This is a genomic window from Micromonospora sp. DT31 (genome assembly GCF_049841795.1).
In the GTDB taxonomy this organism is placed as follows: Bacteria; Actinomycetota; Actinomycetes; order Mycobacteriales; family Micromonosporaceae; genus Micromonospora.
This window is the reverse complement of the sequence record NZ_JBNCKZ010000015.1, coordinates 59566-85330: the sequence shown is the minus strand read 5'-3', so window position 1 is coordinate 85330 and position 25765 is coordinate 59566. Positions and strand designations below refer to the sequence as shown.

21 protein-coding genes are annotated in these 25765 nt (G+C 74.6%); 14 read left to right on the top strand and 7 right to left on the bottom strand.

The window, feature by feature from the left end; translation table 11 throughout:
* Nucleotides 1-434: 434 nt before the first annotated feature.
* The 10 genes from ACLQ2X_RS22255 to ACLQ2X_RS22210 all read left to right on the top strand — a co-directional run bounded on the left by ACLQ2X_RS22255 (nt 435) and on the right by ACLQ2X_RS22210 (nt 12571).
* Complete coding sequence (locus tag ACLQ2X_RS22255) at nt 435-1220, top strand: pyrimidine reductase family protein (protein ID WP_425683008.1); 786 nt, start codon at nt 435-437, stop codon at nt 1218-1220.
* Nucleotides 1221-1958: 738 nt separating this feature from the next.
* Nucleotides 1959-3707, top strand: coding sequence for an ATP-binding protein (locus ACLQ2X_RS22250; RefSeq protein WP_425683007.1), 1749 nt, complete (start codon nt 1959-1961; stop codon nt 3705-3707).
* 12 nt (nt 3708-3719) lie between these two features.
* On the top strand, nt 3720-4868 hold the full coding sequence (locus ACLQ2X_RS22245) for an exonuclease SbcCD subunit D (RefSeq protein ID WP_425683006.1): 1149 nt from the start codon (nt 3720-3722) through the stop codon (nt 4866-4868).
* Nucleotides 4868-7342 (top strand): AAA family ATPase, encoded by a 2475-nt coding sequence (locus tag ACLQ2X_RS22240; RefSeq protein WP_425683005.1) that lies wholly within the window; start codon nt 4868-4870, stop codon nt 7340-7342. Before ACLQ2X_RS22245 ends, ACLQ2X_RS22240 begins: the two co-directional genes overlap by 1 nt.
* Nucleotides 7343-7358: 16 nt before the next feature.
* Nucleotides 7359-8339, top strand: coding sequence for a hypothetical protein (locus tag ACLQ2X_RS22235; protein ID WP_425683004.1), 981 nt, complete (start codon nt 7359-7361; stop codon nt 8337-8339).
* Entirely contained in the window at nt 8339-9196 is an 858-nt protein-coding gene (locus ACLQ2X_RS22230; protein ID WP_425683003.1) for a spermidine synthase, read from the top strand. The genes ACLQ2X_RS22235 and ACLQ2X_RS22230 overlap by 1 nt, the downstream gene beginning before the upstream one ends.
* Before the next feature lie 81 nt (nt 9197-9277).
* Nucleotides 9278-9976 (top strand): sigma-70 family RNA polymerase sigma factor, encoded by a 699-nt coding sequence (locus ACLQ2X_RS22225; protein ID WP_425683002.1) that lies wholly within the window; start codon nt 9278-9280, stop codon nt 9974-9976.
* A complete protein-coding gene (locus tag ACLQ2X_RS22220; RefSeq protein WP_425683001.1) occupies nt 9973-10752 on the top strand; it encodes an anti-sigma factor family protein in 780 nt (259 codons plus the stop codon). The genes ACLQ2X_RS22225 and ACLQ2X_RS22220 overlap by 4 nt, the downstream gene beginning before the upstream one ends.
* A 123-nt stretch (nt 10753-10875) precedes the next feature.
* Nucleotides 10876-11514 (top strand): hypothetical protein, encoded by a 639-nt coding sequence (locus tag ACLQ2X_RS22215; RefSeq protein WP_425683000.1) that lies wholly within the window; start codon nt 10876-10878, stop codon nt 11512-11514.
* Between the two features lie 142 nt (nt 11515-11656).
* A complete protein-coding gene (locus tag ACLQ2X_RS22210) occupies nt 11657-12571 on the top strand; it encodes a DNA-3-methyladenine glycosylase family protein (RefSeq protein WP_425682999.1) in 915 nt (304 codons plus the stop codon).
* Between the two features lie 4 nt (nt 12572-12575).
* Here the strand turns inward: ACLQ2X_RS22210 and ACLQ2X_RS22205 are convergent, their stop codons facing one another.
* Together ACLQ2X_RS22205 and ACLQ2X_RS22200 are read right to left on the bottom strand one after the other, a co-directional pair.
* Nucleotides 12576-13103 carry a DUF1990 family protein gene (locus ACLQ2X_RS22205; RefSeq protein ID WP_425682998.1) on the bottom strand — a complete coding sequence of 176 codons (528 nt, stop codon included), beginning with the start codon at nt 13101-13103 and terminating at the stop codon, nt 12576-12578.
* A gap of 47 nt (nt 13104-13150) precedes the next feature.
* Entirely contained in the window at nt 13151-13573 is a 423-nt protein-coding gene (locus ACLQ2X_RS22200) for an SRPBCC family protein (protein WP_425682997.1), read from the bottom strand.
* 329 nt (nt 13574-13902) lie between these two features.
* On the opposite strand from ACLQ2X_RS22200, the gene ACLQ2X_RS22195 reads away from it, so the two are divergent.
* Entirely contained in the window at nt 13903-14166 is a 264-nt protein-coding gene (locus tag ACLQ2X_RS22195; protein WP_425682996.1) for a hypothetical protein, read from the top strand.
* A 265-nt stretch (nt 14167-14431) separates the two neighbouring features.
* On the opposite strand, the gene ACLQ2X_RS22190 is transcribed toward ACLQ2X_RS22195, so the two are convergent.
* Nucleotides 14432-14644 (bottom strand): hypothetical protein, encoded by a 213-nt coding sequence (locus ACLQ2X_RS22190; RefSeq protein WP_425682995.1) that lies wholly within the window; start codon nt 14642-14644, stop codon nt 14432-14434.
* 135 nt (nt 14645-14779) lie between these two features.
* On the opposite strand from ACLQ2X_RS22190, the gene ACLQ2X_RS22185 reads away from it, so the two are divergent.
* Genes ACLQ2X_RS22185 through ACLQ2X_RS22175 form a run of 3 tightly spaced genes read left to right on the top strand, consistent with a single transcriptional unit; the run spans nt 14780 to nt 17989 of the window.
* Complete coding sequence (locus tag ACLQ2X_RS22185) at nt 14780-15892, top strand: ATP-dependent DNA ligase (protein ID WP_425683046.1); 1113 nt, start codon at nt 14780-14782, stop codon at nt 15890-15892.
* A 34-nt stretch (nt 15893-15926) separates the two neighbouring features.
* Entirely contained in the window at nt 15927-17516 is a 1590-nt protein-coding gene (locus ACLQ2X_RS22180; RefSeq protein ID WP_425683045.1) for an alpha/beta hydrolase, read from the top strand.
* A 20-nt stretch (nt 17517-17536) separates the two neighbouring features.
* On the top strand, nt 17537-17989 hold the full coding sequence (locus ACLQ2X_RS22175; protein ID WP_425682994.1) for a GNAT family N-acetyltransferase: 453 nt from the start codon (nt 17537-17539) through the stop codon (nt 17987-17989).
* A 42-nt stretch (nt 17990-18031) separates the two neighbouring features.
* Here ACLQ2X_RS22175 and ACLQ2X_RS22170 read toward each other — a convergent pair whose 3' ends face one another.
* From ACLQ2X_RS22170 to ACLQ2X_RS22155, 4 genes are read right to left on the bottom strand one after another with little or no spacing between them, the layout of a single operon-like run.
* A complete protein-coding gene (locus tag ACLQ2X_RS22170) occupies nt 18032-18748 on the bottom strand; it encodes an ABC transporter ATP-binding protein (protein WP_425682993.1) in 717 nt (238 codons plus the stop codon).
* Entirely contained in the window at nt 18748-19737 is a 990-nt protein-coding gene (locus tag ACLQ2X_RS22165) for an ABC transporter ATP-binding protein (protein ID WP_425682992.1), read from the bottom strand. Before ACLQ2X_RS22165 ends, ACLQ2X_RS22170 begins: the two co-directional genes overlap by 1 nt.
* A complete protein-coding gene (locus ACLQ2X_RS22160; protein ID WP_425682991.1) occupies nt 19737-22460 on the bottom strand; it encodes an FtsX-like permease family protein in 2724 nt (907 codons plus the stop codon). The genes ACLQ2X_RS22165 and ACLQ2X_RS22160 overlap by 1 nt, the downstream gene beginning before the upstream one ends.
* A complete protein-coding gene (locus ACLQ2X_RS22155; protein WP_425682990.1) occupies nt 22457-25642 on the bottom strand; it encodes an FtsX-like permease family protein in 3186 nt (1061 codons plus the stop codon). The genes ACLQ2X_RS22160 and ACLQ2X_RS22155 overlap by 4 nt, the downstream gene beginning before the upstream one ends.
* Nucleotides 25643-25765 lie beyond the last annotated feature (123 nt).

The window sequence follows — 25765 nt, the reverse complement described above, 5'->3', positions numbered from 1 at the left end:
TGGGAGCGTTCCCATTTCGTTACCGCCTCGCCGTGCGGGAGTCCTGAGGCCGGCCCGCGGGGGCCGCGGTCAGCAACAGCGGCGCATCAGGACGGTGGCAGCGGACCACGTCGGACGTCGCCGATCGGTCCACTCGCGCACCGTCGGGTGCTCCGGCCCCCCGGGTCGGCGAACGCGGCCGGCCGGATGACGTAGCGCTCACCCGGGTCGTCGGCGCAGCAGTCCTCCACCGGCGGCCGGGCCCCGGTCGGACACACCATCGACGGGAAGGCCCGACGCGACACGACATCCCATTCTTGCTGGGCATAGGCTGCCTGCATGATCTGCCGAGCGTGCCGGGAACGGCGGCACGACGACTGTCCCGGCCGGAAGTGGTGCAACTGCCAGCACCGTGACCCCGAGCCGACCCCTCCGGTCACCGGCCCGGTCGGCGAATGAGCGTCGCCACCCCGATCGAACGGATCTGGCCCGCGCCCGCCACCGGCGCGCTCACCGATCCGCAGCTCACCGCGCTCTACGGCCGGGCGGACCGCCCCCACCTGCGGGTCAACTTCGTCGCCAGCGCCGACGGCGCGGTCACTCTGGACGGCTACTCCGCAGGACTCTCCGGTGAGCCGGACAAGCGGGTCTTCGGGCTGCTGCGGATGCTCTGCGACGCCCTCGTGGTCGCCGCCGGCACGCTGCGTCACGAGGGTTACCGGGCGGTCCGACCGAGGCCGGAACGCCGGGCCTGGCGGCGCGAGCAAGGGCTGGCCGAGTTCCCGACACTCGTTGTCGTCTCCGGCTCGCTCGACCTCGACCCGGCGCAGGCCGCGTTCGCCGACGCCCCGGTCCGGCCGGTCGTGCTCACCCACACCGGCGCCGTACCGCCGCCCGGCCTGACCGACGTCGCCGACCTGGTCCGCTGCGGCACCGACCGGGTCGACCTGGCCGCCGGCCTGGCCGAGCTGCGCCGACGCGGGCTGGACCAGTTGCTCTGCGAGGGCGGCCCGCACCTGTTCGGCGCGCTCACCGCGGCCGACCTCGTTGACGAGCTGTGCCTGACCGTGGCACCACTGCTCGCCGGCGCCGGCCCGGGGCGGATCACCGCCGGGGACGCCGGCCCGCCCCGGCACCTGCCGCTGCGCCACGTGCTGGCCGCCGCCGACGGGGTGCTGATGCTGCGGTACGCCCGCGACCCGGCCGACCCACCGTCGGCCGGTTCCACCCCCGCCGCCTGAGCCCCGACACCGCCACGCCGCCCCAGTCCCAGCCCCAGTCCCCTCACCCGCCACCCGCCACCCGCCACCCGGCCGGGATCTTGGTACGAAATGGCCCTTATAGGGGCCGTTTCGTACCAAGAGCTCCGGGCTCCCGTCAGGCGGGACGGGTGTCCTCCCTGACGGGACAGCCCGGATGACGATCTAGGTGAGTTGTGGTCGGACCTCGGGTGGCGACCGCTGGGTGGAACGCCATGTCGTCGTCGGCGCGCGGAAGCACCCCCTGGTGTTCGACCGAACGGTCGCGAGGACGCATCGCCGGATGGCACCTCGCCCCTGGCGGCCATCGGGTGCGCGGCGCGCGAAGGCCGGCAGTGCGAAGGCCGGCAGCGCGGCAGGCGGCGCAGGACCAGCACCGCGACGGCCAACGCGGAACCCGGCGACGTCGCAGCCGGCGCGAGAGCCGGCAGCGTGTCAGGCCACGGCACTCGACGCGCACGCCGGGCACGACGCGCAAGCCGGCCACGCGTCGTACCCGGCGGGCGCAGGAGGGTGGAGGGCGCCTCGATCGGCATCGCCCCGCACGACGGGCCGCGGAAGGCAAAAGCGCACGCACCGTGGCGGGGTGAATCCGCGCGGCTACCGCTCGGCGCACGGCGGCGTGGCGTCCGCCGCGTCGCGTGGCAACCTGTCGCATCCCTCGGGCAGGATGCACGACGTGCACCGCCTACGGGACGACCAGCCGACCGGAGACCACCGATGACCGACGACCAGCTCGACGGCCCCGGTGAGGGTGTCGGCCGGGTGCTCGGCACCGCCGACGCCACCCCGCTCACCTTCTGGACGGCCGTCGCCCCCGGCAGCTACCTGCAACTCGACGACGTGGTGGTGACCCGCCGCGAGCTGCCCGACCGCGAGCCGGTGACCATCGCCGGGGTGGTGACCCAGGTGCGCGCCCGGCACGAGGGGGCCCAGTTCGAGTCCGACGTCTTCGCCATCGCCGACGGTACGCTGCCGGCGCAGGTCCAGGAGGCCGCCGAGATCACCACCACCCGGGTCGACCCGGAGTTCTACGTGCCGCCCACGCCCGGCGCCGTGGTGCACCGGGCCGAGGGCGACGCCCGGGCGCGGGCGCTGCACTTCGACCGGATGGAGCGGCGGATCCCGATGGGGATGGGTCGCGACGGCGTGCCGGTCTACCTCAACGCCGACTTCCTCGACGGCACCCGGGGCGCGCACGTGTCCATCTCCGGCATCTCCGGTGTGGCCACCAAGACCAGCTTCGCCACGTTCCTGCTCTACTCGGTGTTCCGCTCCGGGGTGCTCGGCGGCGACGCGGTCAACGCCAAGGCGCTGATCTTCAACGTCAAGGGCGAGGACCTGCTCTTCCTCGACCACCCGAACACCCGGCTCGACGACCCGACCCGGGCGGCGTACGCGCGACTGGGTCTCGACGCCGGGGCGTTCCCGGACGTGCGGGTGTACGCCCCGCCCCGCGTCGGCGACTCCTCCGGCACGCCGGATGTGAGCAGCCGGCTCACCGGTGTGGACAGCTTTTACTGGACGCTGTCGGAGTTCTGCGCCGACCGGCTGCTGCCGTACGTCTTCGCCGACGCCGACGACGAACGCCAGCAGTACACGATGGTGGTCCACTCGGTGGCCGCCCACCTGGCCCGGTACGCCCAGCCCGCCGACGGTGGGGTGAGCATCGACGGGGTGCGCCTCGGCTCCTACGCCGACCTGGTCGACCACGTGGTCGAGCGGCTCAACGACGACGAGACGCGGGGCGAGTGGGCCGGCAGCGCGGTCGGGCTGGGCACGGTCAACGCGTTCGCCAGGCGGCTCATCGGCAGCAAGAAGGACCTGGGCCGGTTGATCCGGGGCGACCTGGCCACCCGCCGCCCGCACTCGATCAACACCGCGGAGAGCGCCCAGGTCACCGTGGTCGACCTGCACAACCTGCCGGACCGCGCGCAGCGCTTCGTGGTCGGTGTGACGCTCAAGAGCGAGTTCGAGCGCAAGGAGAAGGCCGGCACCGCCAAGCCGTTGCTGTTCGTCGTGCTCGACGAGTTGAACAAGTACGCGCCCCGGGAGGGTTCCTCACCGATCAAGGAGGTGCTGCTCGACATCGCCGAGCGGGGCCGCTCGCTGGGGGTGATCCTGGTCGGCGCGCAGCAGACCGCAAGCGAGGTGGAACGGCGGATCGTCACCAACTCCGCGATCCGGGTGGTCGGTCGGCTCGACCCGGCCGAGGCGTCCCGCCCGGAGTACGGCTTCCTCCCGCCCGCGCAGCGCCAGCGGGCGCTGCTGGCCAAGCCGGGCACCATGTTCGTCAACCAGCCGGACATCCCGGTCCCGCTCTGCCTGGAGTTCCCGTTCCCGGCCTGGGCCACCCGGGTGTCCGAGGCGGGCCGCGCGCCCTCGGAGACGCTACGGTCGATCACCCAGGCCGCCGACCCGTTCGCGGTGGTCGGCTCCGGCTCCTCCGACGACGACATCCCGTTCTAGGCGGCACCCACCATGAAGATCCTGCACACCTCCGACTGGCACGTCGGCAAGGTCCTCAAGGGGCAGTCCCGGGCCGAGGAGCACAAGCAGGTCCTCGGCCAGGTGATCGAGATCGCCCAGCGTGAGCGGCCCGACCTGGTGCTCGTGGCCGGTGACCTCTACGACACCGCCGCGCCCACCCCGGAGGCGACCCGGTTGGTCACCCGGGCGCTGACCGCGCTGCGCCGCACCGGGGCCGACGTGGTGGTGATCGGCGGCAACCACGACAACGGAGCCGCGCTGGACGCGCTGCGCCCGTGGGCCGACGCCGCCGGGATCACGTTGCGCGGCAGCGTCCGGGAGAACCCGGACGAACACGTCGTCGACGGGGTCACCACCGGCGGCGAGCGGTGGCGGGTCGCCGCGCTGCCGTTCCTGTCCCAGCGGTACGCGGTGCGCGCGGTGGAGATGTACACGCTCACCCCCGCAGAGGCCAACCAGACCTACGCCGACCACCTGGGCCGGGTGCTCGACCGGCTCGCCGAGGGGTTCACCGAGCCGGACCGGGTGCACCTGGTCACCGCCCACCTCACCGTGGTCGGGGCGAGCACCGGCGGCGGCGAGCGGGACGCGCACACCGTGCTCGGCTACGCGGTGCCGGCCACCGTCTTCCCGGGCAACGCGCACTACGTGGCGCTGGGCCACCTGCACCGCTCCCAGCGGGTGATCGGTCCGTGCCCGATCCGCTACAGCGGCAGCCCGCTCGCGGTGGACTTCGGCGAGCAGGAGAACATCAGCTCGGTGACGATCGTGGAGGTGACCGCCGCGACGGCCGCCCGCATCCGGGAGGTGCCGGTGCCCGGCGCGGTGCCGCTGCGCACGCTGCGGGGCACGCTGGCCCAGCTCGCCGAGGTGGAGCCGCCCGAGGGCTGGCTGCGCGTCTACGTCCGGGAGCAGCCCCGGGCTGGGCTGCGCGAGGAGGTGCAGGAGCTGCTTCCCCGCGCGCTGGAGATCCGGATCGACCCGGAGCTGGTGCCCGCCCCGGGCAGCGGCGCCCGCACCGCCCAGCGGGCCGGCCGCTCGCCGGGCGAGTTGTTCGCCGACTACCTGGACAGCCGCGGGCACGCCGACGAGGGTGTCCGGGATCTCTTCGACGAGCTGCTCGAGGAGGTGGAGCACTGATGCGGCCGATGCGCCTGGACATGGCGGGTTTCACCGTGTTCCGCGACGAGACCACCGTCGATTTCACAGACGCCGACTTCTTCGCGCTGGTCGGGCCGACCGGCTCGGGCAAGTCGACGGTGCTCGACGCGATCTGCTTCGCCCTCTACGGCACGGTGCCGCGCTGGGGCGGCGCCCGGGGGTTGGCCAACGCGCTGGCGCCGTCGACCACCGAGGCGCGGGTCCGGCTGGTGTTCGAGTCCGCCGGGGACCGCTACGTCGCCACCCGGGTGGTGCGCCGCGACGGGCGGGGCACGGTGAAGACGACGAACGCCGGCTTGCAGCTCATGCCGCCCGGGTTCGACGTCACCAAGCTCGACACGGGGCTCAGCCCGGAGGACCTGGGCGAGGTGGTGGCGGGCACGCCGGCCGAGATGGAGCAGGCGGTGCTCGACGCGGTCGGGTTGCCGTACGAGCAGTTCACCTCCTGCGTGGTGCTGCCGCAGGGGCAGTTCGCCGACTTCCTGCACGCCAAGCCGGCCACCCGCCAGCAGATCCTGGTCAACCTGCTCGGGCTGGGTGTCTACGAGCAGGTGCAGAAGAAGGCCGTCGAGCGGGCCGGGCAGGCCGAGGCGAGGCTGGAGGCGGTCGACCGGATGCTCGGCGGTCTCACCGACGTCGACGACGACAGCCTGGTCGACGCGCGGGGCCGCGTCGACCGGATGCGGGAGCTGGCCGGGGCGGTCACCGCCGCCGTACCGGAGTTGGAGCGGGCCCGGGCCACGGCAGGTGAGCGGGCGGCGGCGTTGGCCGCCCTGGACGCCGAGTTGGGGGTGCTGGCCGGGGTCCGGCCGCCGGCGGGCACCGCGGAGCTGGCGCAGGCGGTGGCCCTTGCCCGGGTGGCCGCGGACGAGGCGGCGGCCGCGGTGGGGCTGGCCGAGGAGCGGGAGGAGAAGCTGCGCGGCGAGCTGGCCGCGGCCGGCGACGAGAGCGCGTTGCGGCTGCACCTGCGGGCGTACGCGGATCGGGACCGGTTGCTCGCGGAGGCGGCGGCGACCGGCGCGGCGGTGGAGGTGGCGCGCGCCGAGCACGACGCGGCGGTGGCGGCGCTGGCGTCGGCGCGGGTGGACGCGGAGCGGGCCGAGGCGGAGCTGGAGGCGGCGTTCCGGGCGCACGAGGAGGCGAAGGCGGCCGACCGGGCGGTGGCGTTGCGGGCACACCTGGCCTCGGGTGCGCCCTGCCCCGTGTGCGAACAGGTGGTGTCGGTGGTGCCGGCGGTGCCGACGGGTTCGGCGGTGGGCCGCGCGGTCGCCGCCGGCAAGACCGCCCGGGCGGCCAGCGAGGCGGCCGGGCGGGTCGTGCAGGAGCGCGACGCCGCGGCCCGGGACGTGGAGCGGGTGCTGCTGCGTGCCCGGACCGCGCAGGACGGGCTCGCCGCGCGCCTGGCCGAGCTGGACGGGCAACTCGCGGACGCTCCCGCGGCGCAGCGGTTGCGTGAGGCGCTGGCCGAGCACGCGCGGCTGCGCACCGCGTTGGAGGAGGCGGCCGGCGCGGTACGGGCCGGCCGGGAGGCCGCCCGCCGGGCCCGGGGCGCACTGGACGGCGCACAGGAACGGCTGCGCCGGGCCTGGCGCGACTTCGACGCGGTACGCGACGGCCTGGCCCGGTTCGGGCCGCCGGCCGCCGACCGGGACGACGTGGCGGCGGCCTGGGCGGCGTTGGCCGGCTGGGCGGACGACCAGGCGCGGGCACGCCGCGCCGACCGCGACGGGCTGGCCGCCTCGGTGGACGCGGCGCGGCAGGCGGCGGCCGAGGTGGCGGACCGGATCGGCGGGTTGTTCACCGCCGCCGGGCTGGACGCGCCGGCCGACGCACCACGCGACGTGGCGGTGGCGGTGGAGCGGGCCGAGGCGGACCTGCGGCGGCTCACCGAACGCCGGGAGCAGGCCGCCGAACTGCGGGAGCAGCGGGCCGGGCACGAACGTGAGGCGCAGGTGGCCCGAGCGCTCGCCGCGCACCTGCGGGCCAACAACTTCGAGCGGTGGCTGCTCACCGAGGCGCTGGACCTGCTCGTCGACGGCGCGTCGCGGATCCTGCGGGAGCTGTCCGCCGGGCAGTACGACCTGATGCACGACAAGGGTGAGTTCTTCGTGGTCGACCACCACGACGCCGGGCTGCGGCGTGGGGTGCGGACGCTGTCCGGCGGGGAGACGTTCCAGGCGTCGCTGGCGTTGGCGTTGGCGTTGTCCGAACAGCTCGCCGGCATGTCCACCACGGCCGCGAGCCTGGAGTCGATCGTGCTGGACGAGGGTTTCGGCACGTTGGACGCGGCGACGCTGGACACGGTCGCGGCCACCCTGGAGAGCCTGGCCGCGCGGGGTGACCGGATGGTCGGGGTGGTCACCCACGTGCCGGCGCTCGCCGAGCGCATCCCGGTGCGTTTCGAGGTCCGCAAGGACGCGCGGACGGCCCGCGTGGAACGGACCGGCCTGTGAGCGCTGGGAGCACCGCGTGACGGGGCCCTCGCCGGCGGGCGCGCGGTTCTTCGTCGACGCGTGGGACCCGGCGTACGGGGCGTCGTTCGAGGCGGCGGGCGGGTCCGGCCCGGCGGCGCCGAGCAGCGCCCAGGTCGACGCGGACGTCGAACTGCCGGCCACGGACTGGCGGGCGATCGACACGGCGCCGGGGGTGCGGGCGCCGGACGTGGTGCTGCTCGTCGACGGGGTGCGCCGGATCGACGCCAGCGTGTGGACCGCCGAGGAGGACGGCGGCTCGTTCCCGGGCATCGCCGCCTCGTACGCGGCCGGGGTGGTCCGCTGCGACCTGGACCGGGGGGCGGCGGAGCTGGCCGGTTCCCGGGTGGGCCGGGGACTGTTCACGGCCAGCCCGTCGGCGCAGGACGTCGTCGCCGGCACGGTCCGCTATCCGGTGCACCGGGTCGGCGGCACCGGTGAGCTGAGCAAGCTGCCGGCGGCGGTGCAGGGCCCGCTGACCGCGCTGGAGGTGGCCGTGTCGGACGCGGTGCGCACCGACGGCGACCTGTTGGTGGTGGACGGGCCGCTGCGCAGCCGGCGGAACCTGCCGCGCACGCTCGGCTACATCAAGACCCAGCACAGCCAGTACCTGGACGCCCGGCTCACCGCGGTGGTGACCGGGCTGGCCCCGGGGCAGCGGTGCCCGGTGTTCCGGCTGGGCACCGCGTGGGGCGGCTGGTCGTGGTATCTGCGGCTGCCGGTGGCGGTCGGCGCGCCGTGGGCGGGGATCGTGCGGGTGGAGTGCTCGGCGGACCTGACCGTCCCGGAGGCGGTGGCGCTGGCCGACCTGTCACTCGTGACGCTGCCCCGGTTCGCCTCCAGCCCGTACAAGGATCCGCGGGCCCCGCAGAACCTGGTGCCGATCGCCGGATTGGAGCGCCGGCTGCGCGGGATGCTCGGCGACGCCCGCCTGCTGCACCGGGTGCTCACCGCAGCCGCACGCGGGATGCGGCGCTGATGGGCCGGCGACGCGACACCGACCGGGTGGTGGCCGACGTCGACACCGGGCGGGCCGAACTGGTGCCGGACCGGGACCGCCCGGGCTCCTGGACGCTGCTGCTCGACGGTGCGCCGCAGTCCCATGTGGACCTGGCCGACTCGACCCACCTGGAGTTCGAGTACGTGCGGCGGCTGGCCGCCGCGTTGGACCTGGTGGCGCCGGCCGGCACCCCGCTGCGGGTGCTGCACCTGGGCGGCGGCGCGCTCACCCTGCCGCGCTACGTGCAGGCCACCCGGCCCGGTTCCACCCAGCGGGTGTCCGAGGTGGACGGCGCGTTGGTGGAGCTGGTGCGGCGGGAGCTGCCGTGGCCGTCCGACCCGCGGCTGAGGGTGCGGGTGGCCGACGCCCGCGCCACGCTGGCGTCCAGCCGCGACGGCGCGTACGACGTGATCGTGGCGGACGTGTTCGCCGGCGCCCGCACCCCGGCCCACCTGACGTCGGTGGAGTACGCCACGGAAGTGGCCCGGGTGCTGGCCCTCGACGGCTGCTATCTGGCGAACATCGCCGACGGTCCGCCGTTGCGGCACGCGCGGGGACAGGTGGCGACCGTGCGTACCGTCCTGCCCCGGGCCTGCCTGGTGGGCGACGCGGCGGTGCTGCGCGGCCGGCGGTACGGCAACCTGGTGCTGGTGGCGTCGCGGGTGCAGCCGCCGGTGCCGGAGCTGACCCGGCGGGCGGCCGGTGACTGGTTCCCCGGCCGGGTGGTGGCCGGCGCGGAGCTGGACCGGTTCGCCGCCGGCACGCCGGTGGTCTCCGACGCGGACGCCGTCGACTCCACCCCGCCGCCGCCGGGAATCTTTTCGGTCAAACGTTGATCCGATCGGCTGATCGCTGCGTACCACCGGGCGGCCACGCCCGTGGGGGCCGGCTGATGTCATCGGACAGCGGAGGTCTGCATGCATGCGGTGGCGGCCGGCTGGCACGGCGAGGTGGCGCGGCCCGGGTGGATGTTCGCCCGGGCCCAACCGCGCTCGCACGCGTCGCGTGTGGACCGGGGGGTCGACGCGCGCAGCGTCGATCGCCAGAATGGCCCGGTGCCGCCGAGCCCCGCACCCGGACGCCATCAGGCGGCCTCGGCCGAGAGCGTCCACTCCGACCAGTTGATCAGGATGCTGTACGCCGAGCACGCCGGCCCACTGCTGATGTTCGTGATGCGGCTGACCGGTGGGGACCGGCAGCGCGCCGAGGACATCGTGCAGGAGACGCTGCTGCGGGCCTGGCGTAACGCGCACCGCCTCGGCGTGCAGGGGCAGGGTTCGCTGCGTCCGTGGCTGGTGACGGTGGCCCGGCGGATCGCCATCGACGAGCACCGCAGCGAGCAGGCCCGCCCGCCGGAGACGTACGACCGGGATCTGACCGCGTTCGCGGAGGCGGACAGCACGGACCGGGTGCTGCGCACGATGACCGTGGCGGACGCGCTGCGTACGCTGAGCCAGTCGCACCGGGAGATCCTGGTGGCGACGTACTTCCGTGGTCGCACCGTGCCGGAGGCGGCCGAGGAGTTGGGGCTTCCGCTGGGCACCGCCAAGTCGCGGGTGTACTACGCGCTGCGCGCGCTGCGCACGGCTCTGCAGGAGAGGGGGGTGACCGAATGAGCCGGGCCGATCACATGGACGTCGCGGCGTACGCGTTGGGCGTGCTGGATCCGCAGGACGCGGAACGGTTCGAGGAACACCTGGCGGCCTGCTGGGCGTGCGCGGCGGAACTGGAGACGATGGTCCCGGTGGTGGGGTTGCTGTCCGGGATCGACGGCGAGGCGATGGCCGCGCTGGAGCAGACGCACACCGACCCGGCCCTGCTGGACCGGACGCTGGTGGCGGTGCGGCGGGACCGGCGGCGTACCCGGGTACGGCAGTTGCTGGCCACCGCGGCGGCCGTGGTGGTGTTCGGCGGGGTGAGCGCGGTCGCGGCGGGGATGCTCGGCGACGACCCGGCGGTGCCGCAGGCCGTCCCGACCACGGCCGCACCGACCGCGGCGCCCAGCGGCGGGCCGGGCGACCCGAACGGCCCGGGTGTCGGCGGGGAGAAGGAGATCGAGGGCGACCAGCACGACGCCACCGACCCGGCCACCGGCGTGCAGACCACCATGTGGTTGGCGAGCAAGGAGTACGGCACGCAGATCGCCGTGCAGCTCGGCCGGCTGCCCGGGCCGCGCGTCTGCCGGCTGGTGGTGGTGCGCAAGAACGCCACGAGCGAGGTGGTGTCGTCCTGGTCGGTGCCGGCCGCGGGTTACGGCACGAACCAGAACCAGCTTCCGCTGGAACTGAGCGCGTCCACCTCGGCCCCGGTGCGTGACATCGAGAAGATCCAGGTGCAGTCGGTCGACGCGAACGGGGTGGCGAGCCCGCTGGTGACTGTGGACGACATCTGACGCACGGGCGGCGGCGCCTGTCGGTTCAATCAGTCCACTGTGAAACTTGCCACCGTTTCGACTTCAACCTTGACAGCTTCCCGACCGTACTACTCGGCGAACTGCCAAGTATGAGGAGGGCACGTGGCACACCACAAGCGGACGACCGTCATCGTCGCGAGCGCGATGGTCGCACTCACGGCCTGCGCCCCCGCGGGCTACGACGGGGCCAACACGGGCGCGGCCGAGCCGGTCGCCGTCGCCGCGGCCGAACCCACCCCGGCGGCCGAACCGGAGGCGTCGGCCTCCCCCGACACGCCGGTCGCCGACAAGGCGCCCCCGTCCGACGTGAAGCTGACCGACGAACTGGTCGGCAAGAAGCTGCCCAAGATGGGTCGGGTCGTCACCGACCAGAAGGGCTGGGTGCTGTACCGGTTCGACAAGGACTCCGCCGACCCGCCGCAGTCGAACTGCGTGGACAAGTGCGCCCAGGTCTGGCCGCCGGCGCTGACCGACGGCGACCCGACGCTGCGGGGCGTCTCCGACGACCGGGTCGGCACCGTCACCCGCCAGGACGGCACCCGGCAGCTCACGCTCGGCGGCTGGCCCGTCTACCGCTACATCGGCGACAAGAAGCCGGGTCAGTGGAAGGGCCAGGGGGTCGGCGGCACCTGGTTCGTGGTCGACCCGAACGGCAAGAAGAACCTGACCTGCCTGCCGACCGGCACCCCGAAGGCGGTCGCCCCGCCGGCGTCGGGCAGCGGGTCGGACTCCTCGTACTGACCGCACGGACACGGTGACCGATCGCCGCCGGGGTGGGCGGCGGCCGGTCACCGCCGTGTTCCGGGAGACGGGGCGCATCGGCCTGGGCCCCACCGCCAGGCGTGTCGGCCGTCACGACCGGTTCGCATGGCACAGTGGCGGGGTGACCCCGCCCGCCGCCCGCCGCACGCTGCGCCCTCCGGTCGGCTACCGGCTGGCCGCCTCGGTGCGGGCGTTGACCTTCAGCCCGTACGACCCGTGCGCGCGGATCGCCGCCGGCACCTTCTGGTGGGCCACCCGCACCCCGGACGGCCCGGCCACGCTGGCGTTGCGCCCGCTGGCCGGGGAACTGGTCGCCGAGGGTTACGGCCCGGGCGGGGCCTGGGTGGTGGAGCGCGCCGACCGGATCGCCGGTCTGCGCGACGACCTGACCGGGTTCGCCGCGCTGGCCGCCGCGCATCCGCTGGTGGCCCGGCTGGCCCACCAGCACCACGGAGTCCGGATGCCCGCCACCGGCCAGGTGTTCCCCCGGCTGCTGCGGGCGGTCTTCGAGCAGAAGGTCACCGGCAAGGAGGCGTACCGGGCGTACTCGGCGACCGTGCGGCACTTCCGCGAGGCGGCACCCGGCCCGCTCCAGCCGCTGCTGCTGCCACCGGAGGCCGCCGCGGTGGCCGCCACCCCGTACTGGGTGTTCCACCCGTTCGGCGTGGAGCAGCGGCGCGCCGACACGCTGCGCCGGGCGGCGGCCGTCGCGGACCGGCTGGAACGCTGCGCGGACGCCGCCGAGGCCACCCGCCGGCTCACCGCGATCCCCGGCATCGGGCCGTGGACCGCCGCCGAGGTGGTGCGGATCGCGTACGGCGACCCGGACGCGGTGAGCGTCGGCGACTACCACGTGCCGAACACGGTGGCGTGGGCGCTGGCCGGGGAGCCGCGCGGCGACGACGCCCGGATGCTGACGCTGCTGGAACCGTTCCGGGGGCACCGGGGGCGGGTCTGTGTGCTGTTGGAGGCGGCCGGCGTCCAGGCGCCGAAGTACGGCCCGCGCGCCCCGATCCGCTCCTTCGCCCGCTACTGACTCGTCACCGGCGGGCGCACAGCCGGCGCAGCGTACGCCCCAGCCACCAGGCGTACGCCCGCTGGAAGCCGGCCGTGACCGGCCCGGCGGCGCGGACGTACCAGTGCGCCGGCCGGCTGAACGCGGTCACCTCGAACCAGGTGCCGTCGGCGTCGCGGGTGACCAGGAAGGCCTCCTCGCCGACCTCGGGATGCCCGGCCAGCGTGCCGTAGCCGAAGCCGGCCCGGTCCGGCTCGTCCACCGTCCAGACCACCTCGGTCGGCCCCCACAGCCGCACCGGGCCGACACCGAGCCCCGGCGTGACCCGTACCCCGGGGGCGGCGCGCGGCGCGTCGGCGCGCATCACCACGCCGGCGGCGCGGTGCAGCCGCCAGCCGAGCACCGCGTCGGCCGCGATCGGGAAGCCGCCGTCGGGCAGCCGGACCCGGTGCCGCAGGTGGTGGTAGCCGGCCGGCAGGCCGCCGTCGCGGGTCGCCCCCACCTCGGGGTACGTCAGCTCGGGCACGGCGGCCACCTCCTGGTTCGGAAACACCCGCCAGGGTACGGCCGCGCCGGCCGGCTGCGGCGCGGTGGCGCCGGTCAGGCCTGCTCGCAGCGGCGCCTGAGCCCGTCCGCCTCCTGTCGCAGATAGCGACGCATGGTCGAACCGGCGATCAGCCCGACCAGCCCGGCCAGCGGGCCGGTCTGCACCAGGGCCAGCTCGGCGCGGGTCCGTCCGTCGGCAAGCGGCACCAGCCGGTGCTCGCCTCGGCTGCGCACGCCTGGGCTCGCGGACTCCCAGACGAACGAGTGCGGCGGGTCGATCTCGGTGACCCGCCACACCGCCGGGCGTAGCCGGGGCTGCGCCAGCCGGGTGGTCGAACCGAGGGCCAGCGGGCCCGGCTCCAGCCGGTGGGCGGAGGTGACCGAGGGTGTCCACTCCGGCCAGTGCTCCACGTCGGTCTGCACGACCCAGACCCGGTCGATGTCGGCGGCGATCTCGACGGACTCGGTGAAACGCATCGCTGTTCCTCCCCGTGGACGCGTCAGCTCAGGCTACGCCGGTGTCTGCGGCCCACCGGGAAAGAGCACCCTCGCCCGCACCATCAACGCGACGGAAGGCTCGACGGTCGATCCCCATGAGACGGAGGCGCTCGGGCTCGAGAAGCACGCGAATGGCGAGCGAAGGCACGTTTCTGGCCCCGTCAGCGTCGCACCTCAGATCTCCGCGACACGCCGAGTTCTGATGTCCCGAAAATCTGAACCGCAACCCAAGACGGCCCCGAAATGTCGCGTAGAACATTTTCGGGATGGTCGATAGTGTGGAGCAGGAGTGCGAAGGGAAGCCAGTCGTGGTGGAGAAGTTCGACATCGAGAAACGCTGGCCCGAGCTGTTCGGAAAACTCGACCCGAGCCAGCGCAACCAGGTGGTGCAGAACCTCGCGATGGCCTGGCACGATGGCTGGATCCCGAATCGGGAGGACGTCGAGGACCTGATTGACCTGACTCGCGGTGCGATCGACGGCGAGGAGTACATCCGACGGGGCCGCGAGGAAGCCGAGCGGCATCGCATGTTCTGGGTGCCGCGTGACCCGTACGTGCCGATCCCGGAGTGATGGGCACACTACCCACGGCGCGCTGACATCGTGACGACCTTCGACACCTGGGAGTCGTACTTCCACCCCGATGGACCAGGCGACGATGCGCCACCTGTTCGACGAACGGGACAGCGCCGTGTGGCATGCCATCGAGTACGGCGAGCCGGGCGCGCGACGGCAAGGACTCAAGGCTGATCCGACGGTAGTGGACCACACGGTCGACTCGGCGCACGTGCGAGCGATCCACAGGCATCTGGTCGGGGACGACGGGGCAGCCGGGGCGTCAGGCGGCCTCGCGCAGGTCGGCCAGGCCGATCGGGGCGTACCGGCGCAGCAGCCGTTCCAGCTCCACGACCGAGCCGACCTCGCCCACGACGTTCGCGCCGCCGCCGTGCTCGCCCGGGTAGCGGTGCACGAGGCGGTAGCGGTGGCGCCCACGGATCAGCTCGACGCTGACCCGCCAGCGACCACAGCAGTCGCAGCTCCACTCCGGCACGCCGCGACGGTAGCTCCGACCTGCGGTTCCACCATCCGGTCGAGGATGACGAAACGGCCCGCGGCCGGACACGCCGCCCGGACACCGACCGTGATCTGCCTCACCACTGTCGGTGCCGTCTGGTTGACTGTCGCCGTGGACCTGCCGATCAATCCCCCCGTCGAGCCGATGCTCGCCAGGAGCGTGGCCGAGCTGCCCACCGACCCCGGCCTGACCTACGAGCCGAAGTGGGACGGCTTCCGCTGCATCGTCTTCCGCGACGGCGACGAGGTCGAGTTGGCCAGCCGGGGCGGCAAGTCGATGACGCGCTACTTCCCCGAGGTGGTCGAGCAGGCACGCCGGCAGCTCCCGGCCCGCTGCGCGGTCGACGGCGAGCTGATCGTGATCCGCCGCGACGGCCCTGGCGGGCAGCCCCGGCTCGACTTCGAGCTGCTGGCCCAGCGGATCCATCCGGCCGCCTCCCGGGTGACGCTGCTGGCCGAGACCACACCTGCCGACTTCGTCGCGTTCGACCTGTTGGCGATCGACGACGAGCTCCTCACCGAGCAGCCCTACCCGCGCCGCCGGGCACGGCTGGAACAGGCCCTCGCCGGGGTCCGCCCGCCGGTGCACGTCACCCAGGTGACCACCGACCCGCAGACGGCCCGCCGGTGGTTCGAGGTGTTCGAGGGCGCCGGCCTGGACGGGCTGATCGTCAAGCCGGCCGACCTGCCGTACGAGCCGGGCAAGCGGCTGATGGCCAAGGTCAAGCACGCCCGCACCGCCGACGCGGTGGTGGCCGGCTTCCGCTGGCACAAGTCCGGCCCGGTGGTCGGTTCGCTGCTGCTCGGGCTCTACGACGACGACGGCGTGCTGCACCACATCGGCGTCAGCTCCTCGTTCACGATGGCCCGCCGCAAGGAACTGCTCGACGAGTTGGCCCCCTACCGCGACGTCGGCGACGAGCATCCGTGGGTGCACGGCGACCACGAGCGGGGCCAGCGCATCCCGGGCGGGGTGAGCCGGTGGACCGGTAACAAGAACCTCGAATGGGAGCCGCTGCGCCCGGAGCTGGTGGTGGAGGTGGCCTACGACGCGATGGAGGGCGACCGGCTGCGGCACACCGCCCGGTTCCTGCGCTGGCGGCCGGACCGCGACCCCCGTTCCTGCGGCTACGGTCAACTCGACCGTCCGATCCGCTACGACGTCGACGAGGTGTTGCGCGGCGACCCGGCGGCAACGGTCGATGGCTCAGGCGGCCGGGCGTAGCCTGGCGGTCGACCCGATCATGGAAGGCGTGCCCGTGACCCGCTTGCCCGACCGGACCCGTCGCATCCGGCCCACCCTGGCCGCCTTCGTCGCGGCGGTGGTGCTGACCGCCGGGTGCACGCTGCCGGTGTTCGCCCCGCGCGCCGAGACCGACCTGGAGGCGGCGCCGCCGGGCTCCTCGCCCACCTGGCGGGCCTGCCCGGAGGTCCCCAACCAACTGGTCGGCCGGGGCGCCGCGGACATGCGCTACGAGTGCACGCGGATCGCCGTGCCCCGCAACTGGGGCACCGGGGCGGCCACCGGGGCGACCGCCGGGCCGGGCACCGGTGAGACGTTCGAGATCGCACTGATCCGGGCCCGCTCCACCAAGCAACGCGACCGGATCGGCTCGCTCGTGGTCAACCCGGGCGGCCCCGGCGCCTCCGGCGTGGACACCGCGGTCTACCTGTCCTTCGGCCCGTCGTTCGGCGGGCTGCCGACGGCGGTCACCGACCGGTTCGACATCGTCGGGTTCGACCCGCGGGGGGTGGCCCGGTCCAGCCCGGTCAAGTGCATCCCCGACGCCGACCTGGACGCCAGCTTCGGCTACGACCCCGACCCGCGGAGCCAGTCGTCGTTCGACGGCTTCGTCGACCTCAACCGGCGCATCGGGCAGGGCTGCGGCGCGAAGTACGGCGACCAACTCCCGCTCTACGGCACCGAACAGGCCGCGCGGGACATGGACGCGGTCCGCGCGGCGGTCGGCGACGACAAGCTGACCTACCTCGGCTACTCCTACGGCACGCTGCTCGGCGCCACCTACGCCCAGCTCTACCCCCAACGGGTACGCGCCCTGGTGCTCGACGGCGCGGTCGACCCCCGGCAGAAGCTCATCGCCGGTTCGGAGAGCCAGGCCAAGGGCTTCGAGCGGGCATTCGGCAACTTCACCAGGTGGTGCGCGGCGAACGCCGGCCGCTGCCCGATCGCGCCGGACGCCCGGGGTGCGATCACCGCCGAGATCGACAAGGCGAGGGTCTTTCCGGTACGCGGGCAGGGCGGCCGGGAGGCCACCGCCGGTTGGATCTTCTACGCGGTGATCTCGTCCCTCTACACCGAGGAGGGCTGGCGGGAGCTGGCCGGGGCGATCGACGAGTTGCAGGGCGGTGACCCGGACGGCGTGTTCGCCCTCGCCGACGCCTACGCCGGCCGCGAGGACGACGGGCACTTCTCCAACCTGTTCGACGCCAACCTGGCGGTCAACTGCGCGGACGAGACCGAGAAGCCGACCCGCGCGCAGGTCCGGTCGTTGCAGTCGCAGTGGCGGGAGAAATATCCGCTGTTCGGCGCCGCCCTGGCGATGGGGATGCTCGGCTGCGTGGAGTGGCCCGGCGAGCGGGACCCGTACCCGACCGGCCCGGCGGTCGGCGCGCCACCGATCCTGGTGGTCGGCACCACCGGCGACCCGGCCACCCCGTACGAGCAGACGCCCGCGCTGGCGTCGATGCTCGGCGTCGGGCGGGTGCTCACCTGGGAGGGCGAGGGGCACACCGCCTACCCGCAGACCCCGTGTGTGACCTCGGCCGTCGACGCGTACCTCATCTCACTGACCGTGCCCCCGGAAGGGCTGCGCTGCCCGGCCCGGTGACGCTGTGGCACGCTGCTCGGATGACCGAGGTGATCTTCCGGGAGGCCGTGCGGGCGGACCTGCCGGCCGTGCTCGCCCTGCTGGCCGACGACGTGCTCGGCCGTGGCCGCGACCTGCCCGAGGTGGACGAGGCGTACGAGCGGGCCTTCGCCGACCTGGACGCCGACCCACGCAACCAGCTGATCGTCGCCGACGACGCGGGTGCGGTGGTGGGCTGTTTCCAGCTCACGTACATCCCGGGGTTGGGCCGGCACGGCGCGCAGCGGTGCCTGATCGAGGCGGTGCGGGTCCGCGCCGACATGCGCGGTCGCGGGCTGGGCCGGACGATGATGCGCTGGGCCATCGACCAGGCCCGGGAGCGCGGCTGCGCGCTGGTGCAGCTCACCACCGACAAGCAGCGCACCGACGCGCACCGCTTCTACCGTGACCTCGGTTTCGTGGCCAGCCACGAGGGCATGAAGCTGGCGCTGTGAGCCGGGCCGCCGGTGAACGGCCTGACGGGCCGCTGCCCCGGGTCAGTCCTCCGCCGCCAGTCGGCCGTCGCGCAGGGTGAGGGACCGGTCGGCCATCTCGATCAACGCCGGGTCGTGCGTGGCCACCAGTGCCGTCATGCCGCGCGCGTGCACCACGGCCCGCAGCAGGTCCATGATGGAACGGCCCGTCTCGGAGTCGAGCTGACCGGTCGGCTCGTCGGCGATCAGCAGGTCCGGCTCGTTGGCCAACGCCCGGGCCACCGCCACCCGCTGCTGCTGCCCGCCGGACAACTCGTACGGGCGCTGCGCGGCGTGCCCACCCAACCCGACCAGTTCCAACAGCACCGCCACCCGTTGCTCCCGCTCGCCGGCCGGCACCTTCGCCAACCGCAGCGGCACCCCCACGTTCTCCGCGGCGGACAGGATCGGCACCAGCCCGAAGGTCTGGAAGACGAACCCGACCGTGCCCCGGCGCAACGCGAGCAGTTCCGCCTCCCCGGCGGCGGTGACGTCGTGCCCGGCCACCTCGATCCGCCCGGCGTCCGGCCGGTCCAGGCCACCGATCAGGTTCAGCAGGGTCGTCTTGCCCGCCCCGGAGCGACCCCGGACCGCGACCAGTTCACCGCGCCGCGCGGTGAACGACACGTCCCGCACCGCGTGTACGGCGTGCTCGCCGTGGCCGAAGGTGCGGCTCACCCCCCGCACCCGCACCACGTTCTCCACGGCGGTCACCGCCGGCACCACGACCTGGTCGGTCATCACTCACCCTCCTCGGCGCGCGCCCGGTCACCGGGGTGCACCTGCACATGATCCGGTTCCAGGTTCAGCCGCACCCGGTCACGCAGCGACAGCGCGGACACGAACGGCGCCGGCAGCTGCATCCGGCCGGTCCGGTCCAGCACGGCGTACTCCTCGCTGACCAGCTCGGTGCCACCGTCGGCGGTGACCCGGGCGGTCCGATGCACCTCCGAGGCCGTCCGGCCGTCACGGATGGCGACGGTACGACGGACCTGACCCGCCACCGCGTGATCGTGGGTGACCACCACGATGGTCACCCCCAACTCGGCGTTGATCGTCCGCAGCGCCGCGAACACCTCGGCCCCCGTGGCCTCGTCCAACTCACCCGTCGGCTCGTCGGCGAAGAGGATCTCCGGATCGTTGGCGACCGCCACCGCCACCGCGCACCGCTGCTGCTCACCGCCGCTCATCTGGGCGGGCCGACGATCCGCGCAGTACCCGACACCGGCCATGTCCAACAGTTCACGGGCCCGCTCCCGTCGCCGACCCCGCCCACCACCGCGCCCGGCAAGCGTCATCGGCAGCTCCACGTTCTCCTGGGCGCTCAGGTACGGCAGCAGGTTCCGGCCGGTCTGCTGCCACACGAACCCGACCACCTGACGCCGGTACGCCAACCGCCGCCTGGCCGACAGCGCCAACAGGTCGTAGTCGGCGACCCGGGCGATCCCCGCGGTCGGGGTGTCCAACCCCGACAGGATGTTCAGCAGTGTCGACTTTCCCGACCCGGAGGCGCCCACGATCGCCACCAACTCGCCCCGGTCGATGACCAGGTCCAGGCCCTGCAACGCGAACACCTCCACCCCCTCGGTCTTGAAGATGCGCACCAGCCCGTCACAGACGATGTGCCCACGCAGCCGGTCCTCGCCCCCGGCCCGCTCGGCCGCCCGTCGGGCCGCCTGCCGCTGAAGCGTGGCCAGGTCCGGTACGGCGCTGCTCGCGGTAGCGGTCATCAGCTCTCCTCTCCGAGCCGCAGCACCTCACCGAGGCGCATTCGGCGGTTGTTCACGGCCTCCACGGTGATCGCGAAGACAAGGGCCAGCATGGCCAGGGCGGACACCCCGGCCACCAGGGCCGGTTCGAAACGGGGACGTACCTCCACGCCGCCGGTGAACGTGGGCAGCCCCAGCACCGGGGTGAGCAGCAGCGGCAGCAGCGCGCCGACCACCGCCCCGGTGAGCACCGACACCAGCACCAGCGGGCTCAACTCGACAAGCAGCAGCCCGCGCCACTGCCGCCGGGACAGGCCCATGGTGCGCAGCCGGGACAGCACCTGCCCGCGTTCGCGGGCCCCCGCGAGCACCGTGAGGGCCAGCGCCAGCAGTCCCAGCGCCGCGCCGCCCACGGCGCCGAGCGCGAAACCGAACACCAGCAGGCCGTTGACCCCGCTGCCGCCGAGTTCCGCGCGGACGGTGGCGCGGCTGATCACCTCCGGTGACCGTGCCATGTCCGCGGCGGCGACCGTCCCGATGCGCAGATAGCGGCGCTGCCCGTCGACCGCCACCCGCTTCACCTCGGCCGGGTCGGCGTCGGTGCCGGCCAGCACGAAACCGGTCGGCGCGAGGGTGCGCGGGGCGTCGGCCGACAGCGCCGGCCAGGGCAGCACGACGAACCGGCTTACGTTCCGGTCGATGAGCGGGAACTCGTCCACGGTGGCGGCGGTGCGAACCGGCAGCCGGTTGCCCCGCACGTCCAACCAGGCCGGACGGCGGCCCTGCGGGTCTGCGAGCCCGGCGGCGGCGAGGTCCGCGCCGACCGCCGGGGACACCAGCGCCGGTAGCGACGTGCGCCCGTCGCCGCGCAGCGGGTCGGGCACCTCCACCGGAACGCCGGCCCGGCGGGCCACGTCGGCGAACCGTTGCACGTCCACGAGTACCACCCGCGTCTCCACGACCGGGGCGGGCCGGCCGGCCTGGTCGGCGTACGGGCGTACGGCCGCAAGGGTCAGCACCGGGGCGACCGCGTCGACGCCGGGCAACGCGGCCAGGTTCTCGGCGGTGTCCGGCGCGAAACGTTCCCCGGCGACCAGCAGGTCGCCGGGGACCCGCTGGGCCGCGGCGGTGTCCCGGCCGGACTCGATGCCGGTGGCCACCACCCCGCAGAACGCGGTGGTGGCGACCGCCAGCACCACCACGACCAGCGGCCCGGTGCTGGCGGCCCGGCCCGCGCGGGTGGTCCCGAGGAACGCCACGCTGCCGCGCGCCCGCGCGGCGACGCGGCTGAGCAGCCGCAACGGCCAGGGGTACGCACGCAGTGCGAGGAGCGCCGCGGCGACCCCCAGCAACACCGGCACGGACACCAGCAGCGGGTCCACCGAGCCCGCGGTGAGGCCGCGTCGGCGCAGCAGGAACGTGCCGAGCACGGCCAGTCCGAGCACGAGCACCTCGACGGTGAGCCGGATCGCGGGCGACCGGCCGCCCAGGTCGGCGCGGCCGCCGGTCCGCCGGCCCACGGCCAGCGCGGCGAGCGGTGGCAGCAGGGTGGCCAGGAGCGCCGCGATGAGCACCCAGGCCGGTGACACCCCGGTGCCGGGCAGCAGCCCGCCGAGCAGCCAACCGATTGCCGCGGCGGCGGGCAGCACCAGCAGCGACTCGGCCAGCCCGCGCCGCAGCAGGTGCGCGGTCGAGGCGCCGCGCGCCCGGATCAGGTGCAACTCGGCGCGGCGGCGGCGCGCGGCCAGCAGCGCGGCCAGCAGCGACAGGCCGCCAAGCGTGGCGAGCAGCCCGGCGGCGATGACCGCGAGCAGGGTACGGGCGGCGGCGAGCGCGTCCGCGAAACTCCGCAGCGGGATGTCCACGCCCTGGGTGAGGGTGACGGACACCTCGGCGGGGATGGCCCGTTGCAGCCCGTCCACGCCCTCGATCATCTCGTCCAGCCGGCTCGGGTCCAGCCGGTCCGGGGCGATCCGGTACCGCCAGTCGAAGATCGCCGGCCAGCCGATCGCGGTCGCGGCGTCGACGCCTCCGCCCGCCGTGTAGGCGACCGCCACGAAGGGGTCGGCGTCGTTCTCGGGCGGGGTGAGCCTCAGCATCGACGGCAGCGCGTCCCAGACCCCGGCGCCCGGGTCGATCGGCCGCCACACGCCGATCAGTACCACCTGGCGGGACTTAAGCGGGAGGCCCTCGGGGTCCAGCAGCGACAGGCGGAACCGGTCGCCGACCGCGACGCCCAGCGTGGTGGCGATCGTGTCGGCAAGCGTCACCTGGATCTCACCGGTCGAGGTCACGCCGGCTTCCGGCCACCGCCCGGCGACCAGGGTGGCCGCCTCCCGGATGCCGGTGCCGGCGCGCAGTTGCACGTCGATCAGCCCTTTTTGGTCGCTCAGCGTCGGGCCGCGCAGGCGTCCGGGCACGGTCCGCGCGGCGTACCAGCGTTCGCCGACGGTGTCGCGCACCGCGTCGGGCATCTGCTTCTCGATGTTCGCGAGTTGGGTCGCGAAACCGGCGACGGCGGGCTGGGCGCTCGGCGGGAGGACCGTCGGGCCGGTGGCGTACGTGAGGTCCCGGCGGGCCGTGGGCTGCCCCGCCATGTACTCGGTGAGCCCCTGCCCGGTCAACCGGTCGGCGATCCGGGGCACGGCGGTGACCAGCAGGGCGCTCACCACGGTCAGGGCGGCGAGCAGCAGGAACTGCCCCCCGCACGCGCGGACCCGGCGCGCGGCACCAGGAAGGCTCATCCCTCTCCCCCGATCCGGAGCTGCACGGCGGCCACCCGCTGGCGGATGCCGGTGGTGATGACGGCGGCGAAGCCCAGCGCGGCGAGCAGCAACCCGGCGGCGGTCAGCCCGACAGGTGTCCAGGGCAGCGTGAACGCCGCCTCGGGCACCGGCCGGCCGGCGGCCGGGGTGAGGATCACCAGCGGCACCATGGTCGCCGCGACGGCGGCACCGACGAGCAGCCCGACGCCGACGCCGATCGCCGCGAGGAACGTCTGTTCCGCGAGGTAGGAGCGGGCCAGCAGCCGGGTGTTCGCGCCGAGCGTGTGGAACACGGCCAGCTCGCCGAGCCGCCGTCGGGTGGTGGCCCAGACGTCGACCGCCAGGCCGACCAGGGCGAGCAGCACCGAGCCGAGCGCGGCGGCGAGCAGGCCGGTGCGGGCACCCTGCCAGTACGGGTCCCGGGCGGCGTCGTCCGCCACCCGTTCCCGGTCCAGCAGCACCGTGCCGCCGACGGCGGCGAGGGCGTCGGCCGCGGCGGCCCGCCCACCGGAGTCGGCGCGCAGCCACCACTCGGCCACCGGCCGGACGCCGCCGCTGCGTTGCAGGAGTTGGGTGGTGGCGGTGGGCAGGTCCAGCAGGACCCCGTCGCCGCCGGTGCCGGGCACCGCGGCGACCTGGCCGACGACGGTGACCTCCAGTGTCACCTCGGCCACCGACAGCTTGACGGTGTCGCCGGTGTGGACGCTCAGCGCGGCCGCGACTCCGGGTGTGACCAACGCCGGCACCGGCCCGTCCGCGGCCTGGGGCACCACGGCGAACCGGGCGGTGGGAACGACCATGAACTGCAGGAGCTCCGCTTGGACGCGGAAGTTCTCCTGCGCGTCCACCCGGGTGGGGCTGGCCTTGGCGAGGCCGCCCGGACCACTAACCGGGTCGATCACCTGCCAGGTGCCGTCCACCGGCAGCGGCAGGACCGCCCCGCCCGCGCCGGTCAGCGTCAACCCGTCCAGGAGCAGCCGGTACGTGGAGTTGATCGCCTCCCCGCCGTAGGCCTCGAACCCCACCAGGCGCAGCGGCACACCGCCGGCGTCGGGCAGCGGCACCGAGAACCGTACCGGCGGACCTGCGCCTCTGGCCTCGCCCAGCGGCACCCGCCAGGTCGCTCCGGCGTCGGTGGCGAACAGTGCGGTGACCGTCACCAGAGGCGAGGCGTAGAGGCTGTCGACCGGGGTGCGGAGGGTGCCCGCCAGCGTCGTCGCCCCGGCCGGTAGGACGCCACCGACCGGTGCGGCGCGGGCGGCGGCCAGCCGGCCCAGCAGCGCGGCCGTGGACGCGCTGCCCTCGGCGTCGTCGAGCCGGATCATCCCCTGGGCGCCGGCCGCGTCCAGGCCCACCACGGTCGCCTGCCGGGCCTCCCGGCCCAGGCGGACGTCGTCGCGCCAGGCCGGCAGCACCCGGTCCAGGCCGGGCACGGCGGCCAGTTGGCCCGCCCGGCCGGCGGGGGCGATGCCGTTGCGCTCGGTCAGCCGCAGGTCCGCGCCGACGGTGTGCTGGGCCTGGTCGCGCTGCGAGCGTTCCCACGACGCGACGAGCGACCAGGCCAGCGTGCTGCCGCCGACGGCGAGCGCGAGCAGCAGCACCGGGCCGGCGTGCGGGCGGCGGCCCGCCTGCCACATGCCGAACATGGTGGCGTTCCAGGGCCGCCGGTCGACGAAACGTTCCGCCGCCCGGGTGGCCGGGGGCAGCAGCCGCAGCGCGATCACCCCGCCGGCCAGCACGCCGAGGATGGGCGCCGCGGCCAGCAGCGGGTCGATGCCGAGACCGCCGTCGGCGCCGGCCAGCGGCGAGGAGTACTGCCGCAGCTGCGTCCAGGCGAGCACGGCCAGCGCCACGAGCGCCACGTCGACGCTGGCCCGCTGCACAGCCGCGCCGCGGGTGGGGCGGGAGCGGGTCGCCATGTCGGCGACGTAGGTCCCGGCGCGGCGCATCGCCGGCACCACCATGGCGAGCAGGCAGCCGACGGCCGCGCCGACCGCGACCAGCCAGACCTGGGCGAGGTCGCCGTCGGCCAGCCGCAGGTCCGCTCCGAGCAGCCGGACCGCCTGACCGGTCAGGGCCGGGGCCAGCAGCAGCGCCGGCGCCACCACGAGCGTCGCCTCGCGTGCGGCCAGCCCGGCGATCTGTCCCCGGGCGGCGCCCCGGGCCCGCAGCAGCGCGGTCTGCGCCCGCCGGTCCTCGTTGAGCAACGCGGCCACCAGCACCAACGCGTACCCGCCGAGCACCACGATCAGCAGCAGGGGGGTGAGCAAAGCGGACCGGCCCACCAGGTCGGCGCGGCCGAGCCGGTCGGCCAGCCGGTCCAGGTGGCTGACCTGCTGCGCGCCCGAACCCAGGCCGGTGGCCTCGGGCAGCTTCTCGGTGATCTCGTCCAGTGCCGCCGTCACCACGGGCATCCGGGCCGGCTCGACGGCCGCCAGGTCCGGGTCGACCAGCCAGACCGCGGAGGTGGAACCGGTGAAGGTGCGGGCGAAGTCTTCCGGGTCGAGCGCGAACGGCCCGTACGAGGTGACCACCGCGTCGCCCTGGCTCAACCCCACCCCCGGGGCGAGCCGCCAGTACGCCTCGGCGGCGTCCCGGGGCCGCCAGGTGCCGGCCACCACCACCGTGCCGGCCCGCTCCGTGCCCCGGTCGAACAGCGGCACCCGCTCCCCCACCACCAGGCCGAGCTGCGTGGCGACCTTCTCCGGCAACGTCACCTGCAACGGGTTGCTGCCCGGCGTCGGCCACGCACCGGCGACCAGCTCGGCGTGCGCGGGCAGGTCTTCGAGGGTGGCGAGGTTGGCGAACATCGGGTCGTCGTCGACGCGCGCGGCCCCCACGTCACCTGTCAGCTCCCGGCCGGTGCCGGAGCGGACGGCGGCCACGGTCACCGGCGCGCCGCCCAGCCCGCCGGCGAACTGGGCCCGTAGGGCCCGGTCCCGTTCGGCGTACGCGGCGGCGTTGGCGCCACCGGAACCGCTGACCAGCAGGCTGCGCTCCTCGGCGGGGGCGGCATCGAGCACCGCGCGGGCGCCCGCGTCGACCGCCCGGCGGTTGTAGTCGGACAGTCCGGTGACCAGCCCGACCGCGACGAGTGCCGCGACCGCCGCGGCGAGCAGCAGCCCGCGAGCCTCGACCGCCCGTCTCCACACCAGCTTCATCCGGCGTCCTCCCCTGACCCGACGGGCCGATGCTGAGGAAGAGCCGTCACACCCGGGAAAAGGTTCGCGCCCGTTACATGATCGTTATCCGACACGGGCAAGCCGCGGGCGGCCGCCCGCGGC